The following is an 18,562-nucleotide window of genomic DNA, read 5'->3' as shown; positions in this document are numbered from 1 at the left end:
AGGTAAGCCATTGGACCCAGGAATAACCTCCGAATTCCTCCCGGTTCTACCGGGAATACAACCAGGCGCTTTCAGGGCGCACTCGAACCAGACCGCCTTGCCGCCGTGCTTGCGCGGGGCGGCGCCGAAGCGGTGGGTGAGCGCCTGGACGAGGTGCAGGCCACGGCCGGACAGTTCGTACGGGTCGGCGGTGGCGGCGATGCGCGGCCTGGGGAGGGTCGGGCTGTCGTCGGCGACGGAGACGCGGAGCGTGCGGAGGGCACGGTCGGCGAGGAGCACGACGACCACGACGGGCGCGGGACTGCCGCCGTGCTTCCAGGCGTTGACGAACAGCTCGTGGAGGGCGAGTTCGGCATCGCCGATGAGATCAGCGGGCCAGCCGGCGGCGAGCATGAGGGAGCGGAGCTCCTCGCGGGCGGCGGACCAGTCGGGCGGCTGGGGCGATGTGGGCAGGGTGAAGGTACACATGAGGAGACCTCCGTGGTGTGACTGCGCGGTGATGCGGCGCGGGGGCAGGAGTGTGTCCACTGCGCTGGTGGCAGGTGTTACTGACGATCCGTTGGATCGATGTGAGATCGACCATAGCGCGCACCGCAACTTAAGTTTAAGTAGATCCGAGGAAGTTCCCTCTTCCGTGTGACGGTTGGCCCCGCCCGTGGCAGGCACGGCACACTGATCAGACCAATCGCCGAGAGGAAGCCATGCCCGGTCGCCACAACCCAACGCTTCGCCAGCGCCGCCTGGGCGCCGAGTTGCGAAGGATGCGAGAGCAAGCCGGGCTCGGTGGCAGTGAGCTCGCCCGCGCACTCGGTGTGAGTCCCGCTCAGGTGACCCAGTTGGAGAACGGGAAGTCGAGCGTGAGTGCAGACCGGCTTCGGACTATCGCAGCCGCCTGCAAGTGCGCCAGCCAACCGCTCGTCGATGCCCTGGCCGCCATGGCCACAGATCGCGGGAAGGGCTGGTGGGAGAAGTACCGAGAAGTCCTCTCAGCCGACTTCCTCGATGTGGCAGAAATCGAAGGCCATGCGACGAGGATCACCACCTTTACCGTTGTCTCCATGCCGGGTCTGCTGCAGACGAGTTCCTACGCCAGTGCCATGTTCAAGCACGGCTTCCCGCCCCTCCCACAGCATGAGGCCGACCTCAGGACAGCCTTCCGTCTACAGCGGCAGCGACTTGTCCGATCTGGTGAGGCGCCATACTCGGCACTCATTCACGAGGCCGCACTGCGTATCCGGTACGGCGGAGCTCAAGTACTCGCCGAGCAGCTCGACTCCCTGGTCGGAGACTCCGAGCACCCGAGCATCGCTGTGAGAGTCGTGCCCTTCGACACCGAGCACTTCCCCGGCCCCAGCGAGAACCTCACCTATGCGCAGGGGCCCGTGCCAGAGCTCGACACAGCTCAGGCCGATTCATCACACGGGTCCCATCTCTTTGACTCCCCAGTTCAGTTGGCAAGCTATCGCGTGATCCTTGAGCGCATCGCGTCCGCCGCACTGTCAGAGGACGAATCGCGAGACTTCATCCGCTCGGTCAGGAAAGAAATAAAGGACAAGAATGACTAGGTTCGAGTGGCAGAGGTCCAGCTACACCGCTGCAAACAACACCTGTGTCGAGGTACGCACCGTCAACGGGCTGGTCGAGCTCCGCGAGTCCGACGACGGCGACGTCATCATGCGCACTACCCCCATCAAATTCGCCAAGTTCCTCCAGGGCGTCAAGGACGGTGAGTTCGACCACCACGCCGACTTCACCGGCTGACCCGAGGGCGGCCCCGCCGTCTGAGGCGCTGTGAGCAGGGCGGACGGGGCCCGGCCGGATCGGTGTCGGTCGCGACTGGCATGCTGCGGACCATGAACATGCACGACGCACTGCACGCCACGCTCACGCGTGCTTTCACCTCGCCTTTCGGCGACTCGCACGTTCCGTACACGGGGGTTTTCCACGCGGCCGGCGAGCTTGTGGTGGCAACCCCGAACATCTGCCTGAGCGCTCTCGACACGTCCGAGTTCCTCCACTTCGACGAGATACCGGCCGGACGCCACCCGGTCTACGCCGCGGTCGACGACCGTATCGAAGCGCCGGACGAGTGTGACGAGGAATACGGACCCAGGGTGACCGCGGTCGCCGTGGTCGCCGCCGGTGTCACCGCAGAGCAGGTCGCGGCGGCCTCGTGCGAGAGCGACGGCTTCGCTCACCTGGACCCCTGGTCGGGGGTCTTCGCACTCACCGGCGTGGAGCGGCGCGACATCACCCTCGGCGAAGCGGCCGCGGAGGACTACGCGGACTACGCCGAGCCCCGTATACGCGGGCTGGTGGCAAGCGGACAGACGGTTCCGGTCCTGGACGAACTGATCGACCCCGCGACCGGCGCGAATGCGCTCGTCTTCCTCGCAGCGCACGCCGCCACCTGCAACGGCTACGTCGGGCGCGATGAGGAGGGCACCGTCGTGTGCCTGATCTGGGCGGAGTTCGACTGACGCCGGTCAAGGCCGCCGCGCGCCCCCGGAGATTCCGGCACGTGGAGCCCCACGGCAGCACCGGGGTCTGGCGCACAGGCGATCACTCAGGCCACAGTGGCGGCATGCAGACCGCACTGTCCATCATGGACTTCCTGGACCGGGCCGAGCTGGTGTACGGCGACCGGATCGGGGTCATCGACGAACCCGACCAGCCCGCCGCCGCCTGGGGCGAGTTGACCTATGGCCGGATGGCCGAGCTGGCCCGGGCGCAGGCCGCTGGGCTGGACCGGCTGGGGATCGGCCGGGGCGAGCGGGTGGCGATCGTCTCGCAGAACTCGGCCCGGCTGCTCACCTCGTTCTTCGGGGTGAGCGGCTACGGCCGGGTCCTGGTGCCGATCAACTTCCGTCTGAAGGCGGAGGAGGTCGCCTACATCGTCAAGCAGAGCGGTGCGAACCTGCTGCTGGTCGACCCGGAGCTGGACGAGGCGCTGGCCGGGGTGGAGTGCGCCCACCGCCGGGTGATCGGCGCCGCCACCGACGCCGAGCTGTACGTCTTCGACCAGGCGCCGGTGCGCTACGCCGTCGACGAGAACGACACCGCGACGGTCAACTTCACCAGCGGAACCACCGCCCGCCCCAAGGGGGTCCGGCTCACCCACCGGAACAACTGGCTGAACGCCACCCTGATGGCCCTGCACTTCGGCCTGAACGATCGCGATGTGTACCTGCACACCCTCCCCATGTTCCATGCGAACGGCTGGGGCATGCCCTACGGAGTAACGGGCCTGGGCGCCCAGCACATCGTGCTCCGCAAGGTGGACGGCGCCGAGATCCTGCGCCGGGTGGCGCGGCACGGCGTGACCCTCCTGAGCGGGGCGCCCGCCGTGGTGGCCGCGGTGCTGGACGCGGCGGCGGCGTGGGACGGGCCGGTCCCCGGCCGGGACCGGGTGCGGATGGTCGTGGCCGGCGCTCCCCCGCCGACCTCGGTGGTCCAGCGCGTGGAGAGCGAACTGGGCTGGGAGTTCATGCAGATCTACGGCCTGACCGAGACCGCCCCCCTCGTGACGGTGAACCGCTCGCGCGCCGAGTGGGACGAGTTGGCGCCCGCCGAACGGGCCGAGAAGCTGGTCCGGGCCGGTGCGCCGGCGCTCGGCACCCAGCTGCGGGTGGACGAGGAGGGCGAGGTGCTGGTCCGCTCCAGCACCGTGCTCGACTCCTACTGGGAGCGCCCGGACGAGACCGCGGCCGCGCTGCGGGACGACTGGTTCCACACCGGGGACGGCGGCACCCTGCGCGACGGCTACCTGACCATCTCCGACCGGAAGAAGGACGTGATCATCACCGGCGGTGAGAACGTCAGCTCGATCGAGGTGGAGGACGTGCTCTACGACCACCCGGCCGTCGCCGAGGTGGCGGTGATCGGGATACCGGACGAGAAGTGGGGTGAGACGATCCTGGCGCTGGTCGTCCTGAAGCCGGGCCTGACCGCCGACCCGTCCGCCGACCAGTCCGTCGACCAGGCCGCCCTGATCGCGCACTGCAAGGCCCGGGCGGCCGGCTACAAGGCGCCCACCAGAGTGGAGTTCCGCGAGACCCTGCCGCGCACCAGCACGGGCAAGCTGCAGAAGTTCCTGCTGCGCGAGCCGTACTGGACCGGCCGCGAGCGCGCGGTCAACTGACGTATCGTCACCGACCATATCGTTCACCGACGGAGAGAGGGATGCCAGATGACGGACGTCGCCGCACTGTGGGCGGATCTGCGGGACGAGGGCGATGAACTGGACGCCCTCGTCGCCGACCTGCCCGAGGACCGCTGGTCCACCCCGACGCCCGCGCCGGGCTGGACGGTGGCCCACCAGATCGCCCACCTGGCCTGGACCGACGACTGGACCCTGCGCTCGGTGCGCGACCCGGCCGGCTTCCATCCGGCGGCCACCGAACTCCTGGCCGGACCATCGGAGTTCGAGGGGATCGTGGACCACGGCGCGGCAATCGGCGCCGCACTGCGGCCGGCCGAGCTGCTGGCCCGCTGGCGGCTGGGGCGCCGCGAGGTGCTGGCGGCACTGGCCGAGGTGTCCTCGGACACCCGCCTGCCGTGGTTCGGCCCGCCGATGAAGGCCCCCTCGATGGCCACCGCCCGGATCATGGAGACCTGGGCACACGGCGACGACGTGGCCCAGGCCCTCGGCGTCGAGCGCAAGCCCACCGCCCGCCTGCGGCACATCGCGCACCTGGGCGTGCGCACGCTGGGCTTCGCCTTCTCCGCCCACGGGCTGGCGGTGCCCTCCGAACCGGTGCGGGTGGAGCTGACCGGCCCGGACGGGGAGGAGTGGTCCTGGGGCCCGGCCGGGGCGGCGGACCGGATCGCCGGTCCGGCGCTGGACTTCTGCCTGCTGGTCGCCCAGCGGCGCCACCCGGACGACCTCGCGCTGCGGGTCACCGGGCCGGTGGCGACGGCGTGGGTCCCGATCGCGCAGGTCTTCGCCGGGCCGCCCGGCACGGGCCGGGAGCCGCAGCAGGGCTGATGGGACGTCAGAAGTACTCACCGGAACGACAGTTGAGCGACCGGGCCCCGACCGGACCCCGAGCGAGCCCCGACCGGACCCCGGCCGGGCGTCGGCCGGGCCCCGGCCGCGCACGGGCGGTCGGGGCAGCCGGTCGCCGCTCCACACAAGATCCACACGAGAAGGGGGAAGCCTAGCGTGTCGCGCGAGGAATCTGTGCGGAAATCGGTCACAACCGACCGCCGGGCTGCCGCTTCCGCTATCCATTAGGGCGGAAAGGACGCCTTCTGTGATCTTCAGCCGGATACGCACCCGTAAGCCCGTTCCCGACCCTGCGGCCGCGTTCGCGCCGGGCTGCCCGCTGGGCCACGGCGGGCCGGCCGGCCAGACCGTCCCGGGGCAGGCCCGGCGCACGCCGTCGAGCCTCTTCACCCCTGCCTTCACCGACCCCGACCAGGCCAGCGCCTTCGTCCGGCAGTTCCACGCCGAGCTGCCGGGCGCGGGCAACCCGGTGCAGCGCGAGCGCGAGGTGCTGGACGAGATCGCCCGCACCGGCACCTACCGGCACACCCCCGAGGAGCTGGCCTTCGGCGCCAAGGTGGCCTGGCGCAACTCCGCGCGCTGCATCGGCCGGCTCTACTGGCGCAGCCTGGTGGTGCGCGACCTGCGCGAGGTCTCCTCGGCCGACGAGCTGGCCGAGGAGTGCTTCGAACACCTGCGGGTGGCCACCAACGGCGGCCGGATCCGCCCGGTGATCAGCGTCTTCGCGCCGGACCGCCCCGGGCGTCCGGCCGCCCGGATCGTCAGCCCCCAGCTGGTGCGCTACGCCGGCTACCCGGACGGCGCCGGGGGCTGGACCGGGGACCCGGCGGGCGGCCAGCTCGCGGCCAGGGCGGCCGACCTGGGCTGGAAGCCGGGTGAGGGCCGCTTCGACATCCTGCCCCTGCTGGTCCAGGAGCGGGCCGGCGAGCAGCCGCGCTGGTACGAGCTGCCGGACGACAGCACCCTGGAGGTGCCGCTGCGCCACCCCGAGTACCCCTGGTTCGCCGAGCTGGGCCTGCGCTGGTACGCCGTCCCCGCGATCAGCGACCAGACCCTGGAGATCGGCGGCATCCGCTACCCCGCCGCGCCCTTCAACGGCTGGTACATGGGCACCGAGATCGGCGCCCGCAACCTCGCCGACGCCGACCGCTACGACATGCTCGCCGAGGTCGCCGCGTGGCTGCGGCTGGACACCTCCAGCGACCGCACGCTCTGGAAGGACCGGGCGCTGATCGAGCTCAACCGGGCGGTGCTGCACTCCTACCAGGAGGCGGGGGTGACGATGACGGACCACCACACCGAGTCGGAGCGGTTCCTGACCCACATCGCCCAGGAGAAGCGGCTGGGGCGCGAGACGCCGGCGGACTGGAGCTGGATCGTGCCGCCGGTGTCGGGCGGGCTCACGCCGGTCTACCACCGCTACTACGACGCGGTGGACCCGGCGACCCGGCCCGCGTTCGTGGCCCGCGAGCCGTGGTGAGCCTGCGGTGAGCCGAGCCGCAGTGAGCTGACCGGGCGGGGTCCGTCAGTTCCGCTCCAGCTGGTCGAACCGCAGCGCCAGCCCGTCCAGCAGCGCCGCGAGGCCCGTCTCGAAGGCGCCTTCGTCCACCGCGCGCCGGTGCTCGGCCAGCCGGTGCGCCTCGCCCAGGTGCGGGTAGTCGTCCGCGTACAGCCGCTCGTCCTCGGGGAACCCGGCCGCGAACGAGCCGAGTGCCGAGCCGGTGATGAAGTAGCGCATCAGCGCGCCGATCCGGGTGGCCTGGCCGCGCGGCCAGCCCGCCTCGACCAGGCAGCCGAAGACCGCGTCGGCCAGCCGCAGCGCGTTCGGCCGCCGCCCCGGTCCCTGGGCGAGCACCGGGACCACGTGCGGGTGGGCGGCGAGCGCGGCCCGGTAGGAGCGGGCCCAGTCGCGCAGCGCGGTGCGCCAGTCGGCGCCGGCGGCGAACATCCCCAGGTCCACCTCGCCCATCACGCTGTCCACCACGGCGTCGAGCAGCTCGTCCTTGGTGGCGAAGTGGTTGTAGAGCGAGGGGCCGCTGACCGACAGCTCGGTGGCCAGCCGCCGGGTGGAGAGCGCCTCCAGGCCGTCGGCGTCCACCAGCGCGAGCGCGGCCGCGACGATCCGCTCGCGGCTGAGCAGCGGGGTGCGGGGCCGGGCCATGGGCGGGGGTCCTCCGTTCGGGGTAGCCGGGCAGGCGGGTCGGGTCATTCTCGCAGGGCGCCCTTCCCAGAGGGGGCCGGGGCGGGCTAGAGTCCGAAAAACTTGCAGCGCTAGTTTACGAGGACGGGCCCACAGTGAACCTGGAACTCTCCGAGGAACAGGCCGCGGTCCGCGCGCTCGCCGCCGAGTTCACCGAGCGCGAGATCGCCCCGTACTGCGCGGACTGGGACCGCGCCGAATCGGTCGACCGCGCGATCGTCGGCAAGCTGGGCAAGCTCGGCTTCCTCGGCCTGACCATCCCCGAGCAGTACGGCGGCAGCGGCGGCGACCACCTGGCGTACTGCCTGGTGCTGGAGGAGTTGGGGCGCGGCGACTCCGCGGTGCGCGGGATCGTCTCGGTCTCGCTCGGCCTGGTCGCCAAGTCGGTCAACAGCTACGGCACCGAGGAGCAGAAGCGCCACTGGCTGCCCCGGCTCTGCTCCGGCGAGGCGCTGGGCTGCTTCGCGCTGACCGAGCCCGGCACCGGCTCGGACGCCGCCAACCTCACCACCAAGGCGGTGCGCGCGGGCGGGGACTGGCTGATCAGCGGCAGCAAGATGTTCATCACCAACGGCAGCTGGGCCGAGGTCGCCCTCGTCTTCGCCCGCACCGGCGGCCCGGGCCACCAGGGCATCAGCGCCTTCCTGGTCCCCACCGACACCCCGGGGCTGACCCGCCGGGAGATCCACGGCAAGCTCGGCCTGCGCGGTCAGGCCACCGCCGAGCTCTCCTTCGACGAGGTCCGGGTGCCTGACAGCGCCCGGCTCGGCCCCGAGGGCAAGGGCTTCACGGTCGCGATGGCCGCACTCGCCAAGGGCCGGATGTCGGTGGCGGCCGGCTGCGTCGGCATCATCCAGGCCGCCCTGGACGCCGCCGTGCGCTACGCGAAGGAGCGCGAGCAGTTCGGAAAGCCGATCGCCTCCTACCAGTTGGTCCAGGAGCTGATCTCGGACATCTCGGTCGACCTGGACGCCGCCCGCCTGCTCACCTGGCGGGTCGCCGACCACATCGAACGCGGGCTGCCGTTCGCCACCGAGTCCTCGGTGGCCAAGCTCTTCGCCGGCGAGGCCGCGGTGCGGGCCGCCAACAACGCGCTGCAGGTCTTCGGCGGTTACGGCTTCATCGACGAGTACCCGGTCGGCAAGCTGCTGCGCGACGCGCGCGTGATGACCCTGTACGAGGGCACCAGCCAGATCCACAAGCTGCTCATCGGCCGGTCGCTGACCGGTGTCAACGCGTTCTGATCAGGAGAGGAGCCACCGAGGTGCGTCCCGTCTACTTCGCCGCCGCCCGCCGCAGCCCGATCGGCCGGCTGCGCGGCGCGCTGTCCACCGTCCGCCCGGACGACCTGTCGGCCGCCGTGCTGCGCGGCCTGCTGGCCGAGGTCCCCGCGCTCGACCCGGCCCGGATCGACGACGTCTACTGGGGCGCCGCCAACCAGGCCGGCGAGGACAACCGCAACGCGGCCCGGATGGCCGTGCTGCTCGCCGGGCTGCCCGAGAGCGTGCCCGGCGCCACCGTCAACCGGCTGTGCGCCTCCGGCCTGGAGGCGGTCACCATGGCGGCCCGCACGATCGCCGCGGGCGAGGCGGACGTCGTGGTCGCCGGCGGCTGCGAGTCGATGAGCCGGGCGCCGTTCGTGCTGCCCCGCCCGGACGAGGCGCTGCCGCACACCCTGCAGACCTTCGACACCCGGCTCGGCTGGCGGCTGACCAACCCGCTGATGCACGAGCTGCACGGGGTGCTCGGCATGGGCGAGACGGCCGAGGAGGTGGCGAGCCGGTACGGCATCGAGCGCGAGCGGCAGGACGCCTTCGCGCTGCGCAGCCACCAGCGCGCCGCGGCCGCCCGCAAGGACGGCCACTTCGACGCCGAACTGCTGCCGGTGCGCCGCCCGGACGGGGTCACGGTCACCCAGGACGAGGGCATCCGGGAGGACACCAGCCTGGAGCGGCTGGCCAAGCTGAAGCCCGCCTTCCGCCCCGGCGGCACGGTGACCGCCGGCAACGCCTCCCCGATGAACGACGGTGCGGCCGCGCTGCTGCTGGTCAGCGAGCAGGCGCTGGGCGAGCTCGACCTGGAGCCGCTGGGCCGCTACGCCGCCGGGGCCTCGGCCGGGGTGAGCCCGGACGTGATGGGCATCGGCCCGGTGCCCGCCACCCGGAAGGCACTGGCCCGGCTCGGCTGGCGCATCGAGGACCTGGAGGAGGCCGAGTTGAACGAGGCCTTCGCCGCCCAGGTGCTGGCCTGCGTCGACCAGTTGGGCCTGGACCCGGAGCTGGTCAACCCCACCGGCGGCGCGATCGCGCTCGGCCACCCGCTGGGCGGCTCGGGCGCCCGGATCCTGACCACCCTGCTGCACCGGATGCGCCGCACCGGTGCCCGGCGGGGCCTGGCCACCATGTGCGTCGGCGTGGGCCAGGGCACCGCCGTCCTGATCGAGAACAGCTGAGGAGCCTGAGAACATGTCACGTTTCACCGGCAAGGTCGCCGTGGTCACCGGCGCCGCCCAGGGGATCGGCGCAGCCACCGCCCGCCTGCTGGCCGAGGACGGCGCCACCGTCGCGGTGGTCGACCTGACGGCCGAGCGGGCCCGGGAGACCGTGGACGCGATCACCGCCAAGGGCGGCACGGCGCGCGCGTACGGCTGCGACGTCAGCGACTACGACGCGGTGGAGAGCACCTTCGCGCGCGTCGTCGAGGAGCTGGGCGGCCTGCACATCCTGGTCAACAACGCCGGGATCACCCGGGACAACCTGTTCTTCAAGATGCCCAAGGCCGACTGGGACGCGGTGCTGACGGTCAACCTGACCAGCGCCTACAACTGCAGCCACGTCGCGCAGAAGTACCTGGTGGCGCAGAAGTACGGCAAGATCGTCTCGCTCAGCTCCCGCTCCGCGCTGGGCAACCGGGGCCAGGCCAACTACGCCGCCGCCAAGGCGGGCATCCAGGGTCTGACCGCCACGCTGGCGATCGAGCTGGGCCCGTTCAACATCAACGTCAACGCCGTCGCCCCCGGCTACGTCGTGACCGCGATGACCGAGGCCACCGCCGAGCGCGTCGGCTCCAGCCCCGAGGAGCACCAGGCCGAGGTGGCGGCGCGCACCCCGCTGCGCCGGGCGGGGCGGCCGGAGGAGATCGCCGCGGTGGTCGCCTTCCTGGCCAGCGAGGAGGCGTCCTACGTCAGCGGGCAGACGCTGTACGTCAACGGCGGGGCCAGGTAAGGCGGTCCGGGGCGGACCCTCGACCCGTCCCGGGATGGGTATCGACCCGCCCCGGGACAGGTATCGACCCGTCCCGGGACGCTCGCAGAGCGGGCGATTCCGTCCGCTGAGCGGGGCGCGGGATCATCGCGATCGACATCTCTTGACCGATACTTGACGAATCGTCGGATCATGGGAGCACCGCTCTGGCCTGCGCCGATCGGGCTAATCGCGAGGGTATTCGCGGAACTGTTCGGCATGTTCACGATGAATGTCAAGAGTCCAAAATGACTATAGCTTCATCAGCTCTCCACACGATGGGATGTCCGGGCCGAGCCCGCGTCTCGGCAGCTCCCTCCCCCATCCAAAGGAGTCCCATGGGCACCTCCCCCGCCACCGCGGGCACCCGCCGCTCCACGACCACCCGCGCCCTCGCGCTGCTCGCCGTCGGGGCCACCGCCCTGACGACCGGCATGGTCACGGTGCAGAGCGGCACGGCACTCGCCGCCGACGCTCCGGCCAAGGTCGCGTTCAAGCTGCACCCCGCGTCCGAGGGCCACCAGGACTCGAAGGCCCGCACCGCGCCGCTCAGCACCAGCGACTGCGTCACGCAGATCGGCATCCACTGCTACTCGCCGCTGCAGTACCGCAACGCGTACAACCTCAACCCGCTGTACGCCGACGGCACCACCGGCAAGGGCCGCACGATCGTCATCGTGGACTCCTTCGGCTCGCCGACGATCCAGCACGACCTGGAGACGTTCGACAAGCAGTGGGGCATCCCCGACACCAACGTCGAGGTCGTCAAGTGGGGCAACGTGCCGCCCTTCGACGCGAACAACCCGGACCACACCAGCTGGGCCGGCGAGACCACGCTGGACGTCGAGTACGCCCACGCGATCGCCCCCGGCGCGCACATCGTGCTGGTCGAGACCGGCGTCTCGGAGACCGAGGGCACCACCGGTCTGCCCGAGATGATGTCCGCCGAGCAGTCGCTGATCAAGCAGGGCAAGGGCGACGTCATCACGCAGAGCTTCGGCGCGACCGAGGACACCTTCCCCGGCTTCGACAAGGGTGACTACAAGTCGCTCACCGACCTGCGCTACGCCTTCAAGGAGGCGGCCGCGCACAACGTCACCGTGCTCGCCTCCTCCGGCGACAACGGGGTCACCGACGACGACCTCAACAACACCCTGTACACCCACAAGGTCAACTCCTGGCCGTCCTCGGACCCGCTGGTCACCTCGGTCGGCGGCACCCAGATGACCCTGGACAACAACGGCAACCGCACCGCGCCGGACAAGGTCTGGCACGACGCGTACGGCGCGGGCGGCGGTGGCACCTCCGCCATCTTCGACCGCCCGTGGTACCAGGCCGGCGTGGCGAACGTGGTCGGCGACCACCGCGGCACCCCGGACATCAGCATGAGCGCCGCCGTCGACGGCTCGGCCTGGACCTACGAGTCGTACGACCCGAAGGCCGTCGGCTGGCACCTGACCGGTGGCACCAGCGAGGCCTCGCCGATCTTCTCCGGCATCGTCGCGCTCGCCGACCAGCGCGCCGGCTACCGCCTGGGCCAGATCAACTGGCGCCTGTACGGCATGGCGCTGCTGCCCTCGCAGTGGAGCGGCATCCAGGACGTCACCACCGGTGACAACGGCTGGAACAACGTGACGGGCTACCAGGCCACGAACGGCTACGACCTGGCCTCCGGGCTCGGGACGATCGACGCCAACCGGTTCGTGCGCACCCTCGCGGGGCACTGAGGATCCGGCTGACGCCGGCCCGGGTCACCCAGGGCCTGTACGACGCACCCGGGTGGGGCACTCGTTCGCGAGTGCCCCACCCGGGTGCTTTTCGGTTCTCGGCCGACGGAGCGTCAGCGGCGCCGGTCGGCCGGTAGACCGCACTGTCAGCGCTGGTCGGCCGGTAGACCGGTAGACCGGACTGTCAGCGCTGGTCGGCCGGATGGTCAGCGCTGGTCGGCCAGCGCCTGTGCCGCCGCTTCGAGCTTCGCCAGGTAGCGCTCGGAGGAACGGAGCTTGCGGCCGTCCTCGCCCGGCAGCTGGGCCCGCAACTCCAGGATGAGCGGACCGATCTGCACCGCCCGCCGGGGATCCCGCACAGCCCGCCAGCAGGCCTCGGCGTTGGTCGCCACGCGCTGGGCCTCCGGATCCTGCGGACCCTCGGCGGCCAGCAGCACCAGCGCCACCTGCCGGTAGAGCTCCGCGGCGATCGCCGGGTCGCCCGACAGCCTGGCGACATGGGCCCTGACCTGGCGCACCATCAACACGGGTGCGGAGATCGCCCCATGGGCAGCGACCGCGCGCTCCTCCAGGGCCATGGCGAGGTCGGCGGCCCGCTGGTGCTCGCCGGCATCGGCGGTGCGGACGATCACGCCGATCGCCTCGCGGAAGTCGTCCGGCGGCGGGGCGGGGGCGGCGTCGGGGGCGGGTGCGGCGTCGGGGGCGGAGCCGGGTGCGGCGTCGGGGGCGGAGCCGGGTGCGGCTGCGGCGAGCGCGACCGCGGCGGGTGCGACCGCGGCTGCGGGGGCGTCCAGCAGTGCCGCCACCGCCGGCGGGCGCCGCAGCGGCTCCGTCACGGCCTCGGCCGGGTCGGGCGCCGTCAGGGCCCCCGCCGGCTCGGACCGCGTGGCCTCAGGGCCCGCCTCCGCGTCGGCCTTGAGCAGCGTGACCAGGTGGATCGGCCGGACCGTCGGCGGCACGCCCGGCTTGGCGAGCGAGACCGGTCCGCGGTCCGCCGTGGGCCGCGGCAACGGCACCGTCGCCGCGAAGGCGGGCGCACTGGTCGCCGGGGCGGCCTGCGGCCGGGCCTCGCCGCCCAGTTGGCGCGCGGTGTTCCGGAAGACCGGCCGGTCCGGGCCGTACGAGGCGAAGATCAGCACGTCCGGGCGGAGCACCGAGTGGACCTGGGCCCGCAACTGCTCCGGCGTCAGCAACTGCCCGGCTCCCGGGCGGCCGCCGTGCAGCGCCTCGATCAACGCGCGGGTGAAGGTGCCGATCTGCTCCGGGTCCGGGCCGACCACCGCCCACAGCGGCAGCCCCTCGGTGAACGGTCCCGTGCTGCCGCCCTGGAGCAGCGGCCAGGCGCTCTGCTCGGCACTCAGGTCCGCGAGCACGAGGGTGTCCCACTCGGCGGGCCGGGCGCGCAGCTCACTGGCGATCGCCGACCAGGCCAGTCCGTCCTGGCGGATCGTGCCGGTCTTCGAGTCACGCAGCGTCAGGTACAGCCCGGCGCCGCGCTTGTCCGCCACCAGGTGGCCGCCGAGGTGGACCACCAGCGGCCCCGGGTGCCGGGAGGCGGCGCGCAGGTGGGCGAGGACGGTCTGCGGGTCGCTGGCGGCGGGCAGGTGGACGGCGTCGACGGACTCGGCCGCGAGCAGGGTCTGCGGAGCGACGGCCGCGAGCATCGCGGAGAGCACCTGCGGCTGCCCCGCCCCGCCGCGTCCCCAGCCGCGCCGGCCCGCACTGCCGTAGCCGCCCTCGACCGCGAGGATGCGGCCGCGCAGGCCGCCGCCGACCCAGGCGGCGGCCCCCGCGCCGGTGGCCGTGGCGTTCAGGGGCGGCAACGTGAAGGTGCCGGTCCAGCCGGAGGAGGCCGTTTGCTCCCCGGCGGCCTCCGGTGCGGGCGCGTCAGCGCTGGTGGGTGCGGCGGGCGCGGGTGTGGCGGATGCGGCGGATGCCGCGGATGCGGGTGCGGTTGATGGAGTGGTGGCGGGCGCGGGCAGCGGGGAGTCGCCGGTCTGGGCGGCGGGCGCGGCGGCGGTCGGCACCACCGCACGCAGCACCGCCGTGGCCGGGCTCGGCAGCACCGCACGCAGGATGGCCGTGCCTTCGGTACCGCCCCTGCGGTACGGCGCCGACGCGGCGTCCTCGATCGGGGGCAGGACCGCGGTCGGGGCCAGGTCGACCGGCGCGGCGGCACCGGGCCAGGCGCCGGGCGGGCCGCCTGCCGGGGCGCCGGGCGGGGTCCGGTAGGGCTCGGGGGCCGCGCCGATCACCGGCGCGGGAATCGGCGCGGTGCGCTCCGGGTCGTAACCGCCGTGGACCGGCCGGCCGACGACGCCGGGCGGTCCGGCCACCGGCAGGTCAGGCGGCGGCACCGCAGCTCCGGAGATCGATGCACTGTCCGCCACCGCCGGTCACCACCCGCCCGCCACCCTGGGCGATCTCGGTCCATGGATCACGGCTGGCACACCGCTCCCCCTTTCGCGCCACCATACGGGGTCCGCGACCTCGCATTCCAGGCCGGGTGCGTCGCCATTCCAGCGGCGGCACCGGGTGCCAGGCCCGGGCGCGGCACCGGGCGGCCCGTCCGGTGCCCAACCCCCGCCTGGCGAGCGGTCGGTGTCGCCGAGGTGACCGGCAGGTGCCGCCGCCGTCGCGGGACGGATGATGCGGCACGGATGACGCGGCACGGATGATGCGGCACGGATGACGCGCCGCCGTTCGGGATCGGCCACGTCAGAGGCCTGGGTCGACCCGGCGGGCCGCCCCAGAGGCGCGAGGGTGCGGCCCAGAGGCCCGGAGGCCCAGGGGTGCGGCGCGGGGCTGCGTACGGACCGGGCGCGCGCAGGCGCAGCCCGGGGGTGCGGAACCACCGCTTCCGGCCGCCTGGTTGACTGTGCGGTGCCCGGCCACCAGCCGGGCAGCCGCGGTCCCCACACCCTCCGGGCCCCGTCGCCCCGGGCCTGGCGCACCAGCCGAGGAGCGAGCCCCATGCACGCCCTGCAACCCCTGCTCGCCAGCTTCGTGCCGATCTGGACGCTGACCGCCGTCGGCTACCTGGTCAGCCGCACCGGTCTGCTCGGCGAGCAGGCCGAGGCGGTGCTCGGCCGGTTCGTCTTCCATGTCGCGATGCCCGCCGCCCTGTTCACCATGCTGGCCAAGGCGCCGCTGCGCACCTTCGCCAATGCCTCGATGCTCGCCTTCGCGGCCGGCACCCTGGTCGCCTCGCTGCTCGGCTGGGCCGGCGCACGCTGGCTGTTCGGCCGCCGGCCCGCCGACCAGGCGATCAGCGGGATGGCGGCGGGCTACGTCAACTCGGCCAACCTGGGCATCCCGGTGGCGGTGCAGGTGCTCGGCGACGCCTCGTTCGTCGGTCCGGTGCTGCTCTTCCAGGTCCTGCTGGTGACACCGATCATCCTCGGTGCACTCGACGCCGGGACCAGCGCGGACGGCAGCCGGGCCGAACGGCTCGGCCGGCTGGTGCGACTGCCGCTGCGCAACCCGATCATCATGGCCTCCGCCCTCGGGGTGCTCTGCTCCGCCACCGGCCTGCACCTGCCCGGCGCGCTGGGCCACTCCTGCGATCTGCTCGGCGGCGCGGGCGTACCGACCGCACTGGTCACTCTCGGCATGTCGCTGCACGCCCGCCCCGCCGCGGCGGGCGGCTCGCTGCGCGCGGAGGTCGGGCTCGCCGTGGTCACCAAGAACCTGGTGCAGCCGCTGGTCGCCTTCGCCGTCGGCAGCCTGCTGCTGGACCTGACTCCGCACCAGCTGCTCGCCGTGGTGATCTGCTCGGCCCTGCCCACCGCGCAGAACGTCTTCATCTACGCCCGCCAGTACGACCTGAACACCGCACTGCCGCGCAACTCGGTGCTCTGGTCGACGCTGCTGTCGATGCTCACCCTCTCCGCGATCGACTGGACCCTGGCCCCGACCACGCACTGAGCCCGGGTCTCCCACCGGGCCCGGGCCGCACACCGGGCCCGGGCCACACACCGGGCCCGGGCCACACACTGCGCCCGGGCCGCACACCGAGGTACGCGCCCCCGCGCCCTTGCGCGCCTCCACACCACCACCCGCACCCACCGCGTCCACGTCACGCAGCAGCACGGGTCCCCCCTCTCCTTCGCCCCTTCGGCACAGTCGACACCGGAGGTTCGCAGCCGCCTCGGGAGTATGAAAACCGATTATCGGCACACGCTGTCTCCCGTCGCCCGGCTGTTCAATTAGTTGTCATGCGCGCAGACTTCACGCGCCATCAGGCCTGTGTCTTACTTGAGTGCTACGCGCGTTGCACCCCAAGAACTACGCGCGTGGAACTCCCCGTCGACTACGTCCGGAGACCCGAATGAGACACACGCGTCGTGCTCTGCTCACCCTCGCCGCCGGTGCGACCGCCGCGGCCAGCGCCCTGATGCCCGTGGCCGGTGCCCACGCCGCCACCGGCACGTACTCCCTGGTCATCCTCCCGGACCAGGGCGAGAGCGCGATCTACAACTTCGTCAACTCGGCGACCAAGTCGATCGATGTGACGATCTACGAGCTGCGCGACACCACCCTGGTCAACGACCTGGTGGCCAAGGAGAAGGCCGGTATACCGGTGCGCGTCATCCTGGACTCCAAGCAGACCTCGGTGAACAGCGCCGCCTACAGCGCGCTGTCCGCCGCCGGGGTCGGGGTCACCTACTCCTCGTCGAGCTTCGTCTACACCCACCAGAAGACGATCACCGTCGACGGCGCCAAGTCCTACATCAGCACGGGCAACTTCGACACCACGTACTACGCCACCTCGCGCGACTACGGGGTCTTCGACACCGACGCCAACGACGTCGCGGCGATCGAGCAGGTCTTCAACGCCGACTACGCGAAGACCTCGATCACCCCCTCCGACGGCGACGACCTGGTCTGGTCGCCCACCGACTCGCAGACCCAGCTGCTGGCCCTGGTCAACGGCGCCCAGCACAGCCTGGACGTCCAGGAGGAGGAGTTCGGCGACACCGCGCTGATCAACGCGATCGTCGCGGACGCGCAGCGCGGCGTCACCGTCCGGGTAGTGGCGGAGAACGAGAACAGCACCTACACCAGTGACCTCAACCAGGTCACCGCCGCCGGCGGCAAGGTGACCACCTACACCAGCTCGACCGGCTTCTACGTCCACGCCAAGGCGATCGTCGCCGACTACGGCACGTCGAGTGCGAAGGTGTTCGCCGGCTCGGAGAACTTCTCCGACAACTCGCTGAACCACAACCGCGAGCTGGGCCTGATCGTCAACGACCCGGGCGTGCTCAACGGCATCGAGGCGACCTTCACCGCCGACTTCAACCAGGTCAGCAGCGCCGGTGTGACCGTGGCCAACCCCGGCACGCAGAGCAGCACCGTCGGCACCGCCGCCGGCCTGCAGGTCAGCGCCACCGACACCGCGGGCGGCACCCTCTCCTACGCGGCCACCGGCCTGCCGGCGGGCCTGTCGATCAACGCCTCGACCGGCCTGATCTCCGGCACCCCCACCACCGCCGGCACCAGCACCGTCTCGGTCACCGCCACCGACTCCACCGGCCCCTCCGGCTCCACCTCGTTCAGCTGGACGGTGAACCCGGGCGGCGGCGGCAGCAACACCGTGACCGTGGCCAACCCCGGCACGCAGAGCGGCACCGTCGGCACCGCCGCCGGCCTGCAGGTCAGCGCCACCGACTCGGCCTCCGGCCAGACCCTCTCCTACGCGGCCACCGGGCTGCCCGCGGGCCTGTCGATCAACGCCTCGACCGGCCTGATCTCCGGCACCCCCACCACCGCCGGCACCAGCACCGTCTCGGTCACCGCCACCGACTCCACCCAGGCCAGCGGCAGCACCACCTTCAGCTGGACCGTCAACCCCAGCAGCGGCGGCACCTGCACGGCGGCCCAGCTGCTCGGCAACCCCGGCTTCGAGACCGGTAGCGCGGCCCCGTGGAACACCTCCTCCGGCGTGGTCAGCAACAGCAGCTCCGAGCCGCCGCACAGCGGTAGCTGGGACGCCTGGCTGGACGGCTACGGCACCGCGCACACCGACACGCTCAGCCAGTCCGTCACGCTCCCGACCGGCTGCTCCAGCTACCAGCTGAGCTTCTGGCTGCACGTCGACACGGCCGAGACCAGCACCACCAAGGCCTACGACACGCTCTCCGTCCAGGTGCTGAACAGCGCCGGCACGGTGCTCTCGACGCTGCACACCTACTCGAACCTGGACCACAACACCGGTTACGCGCAGCACACGTTCGACCTGTCCGCCTACGCCGGACAGAACGTCACGCTGAAGTTCACCGGTACCGAGGACAAGGAGTACCAGACCTCGTTCGTCCTCGACGACACGGCGATCAACGTCCAGTGAGCGACTGCTGAAGCAAGGCCGGCTCCCGCCTCCACG

The 18,562-nt window shown here is 72.1% G+C and carries 15 protein-coding genes; 12 read left to right on the top strand and 3 right to left on the bottom strand.

Features of this window, described 5'->3' with window-relative positions:
- Window positions 1-468: ATP-binding protein (locus tag ACFZB9_RS31580; RefSeq protein WP_391452904.1), on the bottom strand; the 468-nt coding region annotated here is incomplete at its 3' end.
- A 233-nt stretch (window positions 469-701) separates the two neighbouring features.
- Between ACFZB9_RS31580 and ACFZB9_RS31575 the strand changes: the two genes are divergently transcribed.
- The 6 genes from ACFZB9_RS31575 to ACFZB9_RS31550 all read left to right on the top strand — a co-directional run bounded on the left by ACFZB9_RS31575 (window position 702) and on the right by ACFZB9_RS31550 (window position 6,488).
- Window positions 702-1,565, top strand: coding sequence for a helix-turn-helix domain-containing protein (locus ACFZB9_RS31575; protein WP_391452902.1), 864 nt, complete (start codon window positions 702-704; stop codon window positions 1,563-1,565).
- A complete protein-coding gene (locus tag ACFZB9_RS31570) occupies window positions 1,558-1,761 on the top strand; it encodes a DUF397 domain-containing protein (protein WP_391452900.1) in 204 nt (67 codons plus the stop codon). Before ACFZB9_RS31575 ends, ACFZB9_RS31570 begins: the two co-directional genes overlap by 8 nt.
- A 92-nt stretch (window positions 1,762-1,853) precedes the next feature.
- Entirely contained in the window at window positions 1,854-2,480 is a 627-nt protein-coding gene (locus tag ACFZB9_RS31565; protein ID WP_391452898.1) for a hypothetical protein, read from the top strand.
- Between the two features lie 104 nt (window positions 2,481-2,584).
- Window positions 2,585-4,141 carry an AMP-binding protein gene (locus tag ACFZB9_RS31560; RefSeq protein ID WP_391452896.1) on the top strand — a complete coding sequence of 519 codons (1,557 nt, stop codon included), beginning with the start codon at window positions 2,585-2,587 and terminating at the stop codon, window positions 4,139-4,141.
- 48 nt (window positions 4,142-4,189) lie between these two features.
- Window positions 4,190-4,987, top strand: coding sequence for a TIGR03084 family metal-binding protein (locus tag ACFZB9_RS31555; RefSeq protein ID WP_391452894.1), 798 nt, complete (start codon window positions 4,190-4,192; stop codon window positions 4,985-4,987).
- Between the two features lie 268 nt (window positions 4,988-5,255).
- The gene (locus tag ACFZB9_RS31550; protein WP_391452892.1) at window positions 5,256-6,488 is read left to right on the top strand and encodes a nitric oxide synthase oxygenase; all 1,233 of its coding nucleotides are present in this window, start codon (window positions 5,256-5,258) and stop codon (window positions 6,486-6,488) included.
- 45 nt (window positions 6,489-6,533) lie between these two features.
- On the opposite strand, the gene ACFZB9_RS31545 is transcribed toward ACFZB9_RS31550, so the two are convergent.
- On the bottom strand, window positions 6,534-7,169 hold the full coding sequence (locus ACFZB9_RS31545) for a TetR/AcrR family transcriptional regulator (protein ID WP_391452890.1): 636 nt from the start codon (window positions 7,167-7,169) through the stop codon (window positions 6,534-6,536).
- Between the two features lie 134 nt (window positions 7,170-7,303).
- On the opposite strand from ACFZB9_RS31545, the gene ACFZB9_RS31540 reads away from it, so the two are divergent.
- From ACFZB9_RS31540 to ACFZB9_RS31525, 4 genes are all read left to right on the top strand, one after another.
- On the top strand, window positions 7,304-8,452 hold the full coding sequence (locus ACFZB9_RS31540; RefSeq protein WP_391452888.1) for an acyl-CoA dehydrogenase family protein: 1,149 nt from the start codon (window positions 7,304-7,306) through the stop codon (window positions 8,450-8,452).
- Between the two features lie 20 nt (window positions 8,453-8,472).
- Window positions 8,473-9,660: a thiolase family protein gene (locus tag ACFZB9_RS31535; protein ID WP_391452886.1), complete on the top strand. Its 1,188-nt coding sequence runs from the start codon at window positions 8,473-8,475 to the stop codon at window positions 9,658-9,660.
- 13 nt (window positions 9,661-9,673) lie between these two features.
- Window positions 9,674-10,432 (top strand): 3-oxoacyl-ACP reductase FabG, encoded by a 759-nt coding sequence (gene fabG, locus ACFZB9_RS31530; protein ID WP_391452884.1) that lies wholly within the window; start codon window positions 9,674-9,676, stop codon window positions 10,430-10,432.
- 356 nt (window positions 10,433-10,788) lie between these two features.
- A complete protein-coding gene (locus tag ACFZB9_RS31525) occupies window positions 10,789-12,177 on the top strand; it encodes a S8 family serine peptidase (RefSeq protein WP_391452882.1) in 1,389 nt (462 codons plus the stop codon).
- Window positions 12,178-12,383: 206 nt separating this feature from the next.
- Here ACFZB9_RS31525 and ACFZB9_RS31520 read toward each other — a convergent pair whose 3' ends face one another.
- Window positions 12,384-14,534: a hypothetical protein gene (locus ACFZB9_RS31520; RefSeq protein ID WP_391452880.1), complete on the bottom strand. Its 2,151-nt coding sequence runs from the start codon at window positions 14,532-14,534 to the stop codon at window positions 12,384-12,386.
- Between the two features lie 616 nt (window positions 14,535-15,150).
- Here ACFZB9_RS31520 and ACFZB9_RS31515 point away from each other — a divergent pair.
- Together ACFZB9_RS31515 and ACFZB9_RS31510 are read left to right on the top strand one after the other, a co-directional pair.
- Window positions 15,151-16,104: an AEC family transporter gene (locus ACFZB9_RS31515; protein WP_391452878.1), complete on the top strand. Its 954-nt coding sequence runs from the start codon at window positions 15,151-15,153 to the stop codon at window positions 16,102-16,104.
- A 403-nt stretch (window positions 16,105-16,507) separates the two neighbouring features.
- On the top strand, window positions 16,508-18,526 hold the full coding sequence (locus ACFZB9_RS31510; RefSeq protein WP_391452876.1) for a phospholipase D-like domain-containing protein: 2,019 nt from the start codon (window positions 16,508-16,510) through the stop codon (window positions 18,524-18,526).
- The last annotated feature ends 36 nt before the right edge of the window (window positions 18,527-18,562 follow it).

Source organism: Kitasatospora sp. NPDC008050 (assembly GCF_042957465.1).
In the GTDB taxonomy this organism is placed as follows: domain Bacteria; phylum Actinomycetota; class Actinomycetes; order Streptomycetales; family Streptomycetaceae; genus Kitasatospora.
Note: the sequence above shows the minus strand (reverse complement) of the source record. Positions and strands in the feature narration are given on the sequence as shown.

Excerpts from the sequence above, each read along its gene's own strand:
- ACFZB9_RS31510 (WP_391452876.1), top strand. The coding sequence starts at position 16,508 with ATGAGACACACGCGTCGTGCTCTGCTCACCCTCGCCGCCGGTGCGACC.
- ACFZB9_RS31560 (WP_391452896.1), top strand. The coding sequence starts at position 2,585 with ATGCAGACCGCACTGTCCATCATGGACTTCCTGGACCGGGCCGAGCTG.
- fabG (WP_391452884.1), top strand. The coding sequence starts at position 9,674 with ATGTCACGTTTCACCGGCAAGGTCGCCGTGGTCACCGGCGCCGCCCAG.
- ACFZB9_RS31525 (WP_391452882.1), top strand. The coding sequence starts at position 10,789 with ATGGGCACCTCCCCCGCCACCGCGGGCACCCGCCGCTCCACGACCACC.
- ACFZB9_RS31545 (WP_391452890.1), bottom strand. The coding sequence starts at position 7,169 with ATGGCCCGGCCCCGCACCCCGCTGCTCAGCCGCGAGCGGATCGTCGCG.
- ACFZB9_RS31570 (WP_391452900.1), top strand. The coding sequence starts at position 1,558 with ATGACTAGGTTCGAGTGGCAGAGGTCCAGCTACACCGCTGCAAACAAC.
- ACFZB9_RS31575 (WP_391452902.1), top strand. The coding sequence starts at position 702 with ATGCCCGGTCGCCACAACCCAACGCTTCGCCAGCGCCGCCTGGGCGCC.
- ACFZB9_RS31555 (WP_391452894.1), top strand. The coding sequence starts at position 4,190 with ATGACGGACGTCGCCGCACTGTGGGCGGATCTGCGGGACGAGGGCGAT.
- ACFZB9_RS31515 (WP_391452878.1), top strand. The coding sequence starts at position 15,151 with ATGCACGCCCTGCAACCCCTGCTCGCCAGCTTCGTGCCGATCTGGACG.
- ACFZB9_RS31565 (WP_391452898.1), top strand. The coding sequence starts at position 1,854 with ATGAACATGCACGACGCACTGCACGCCACGCTCACGCGTGCTTTCACC.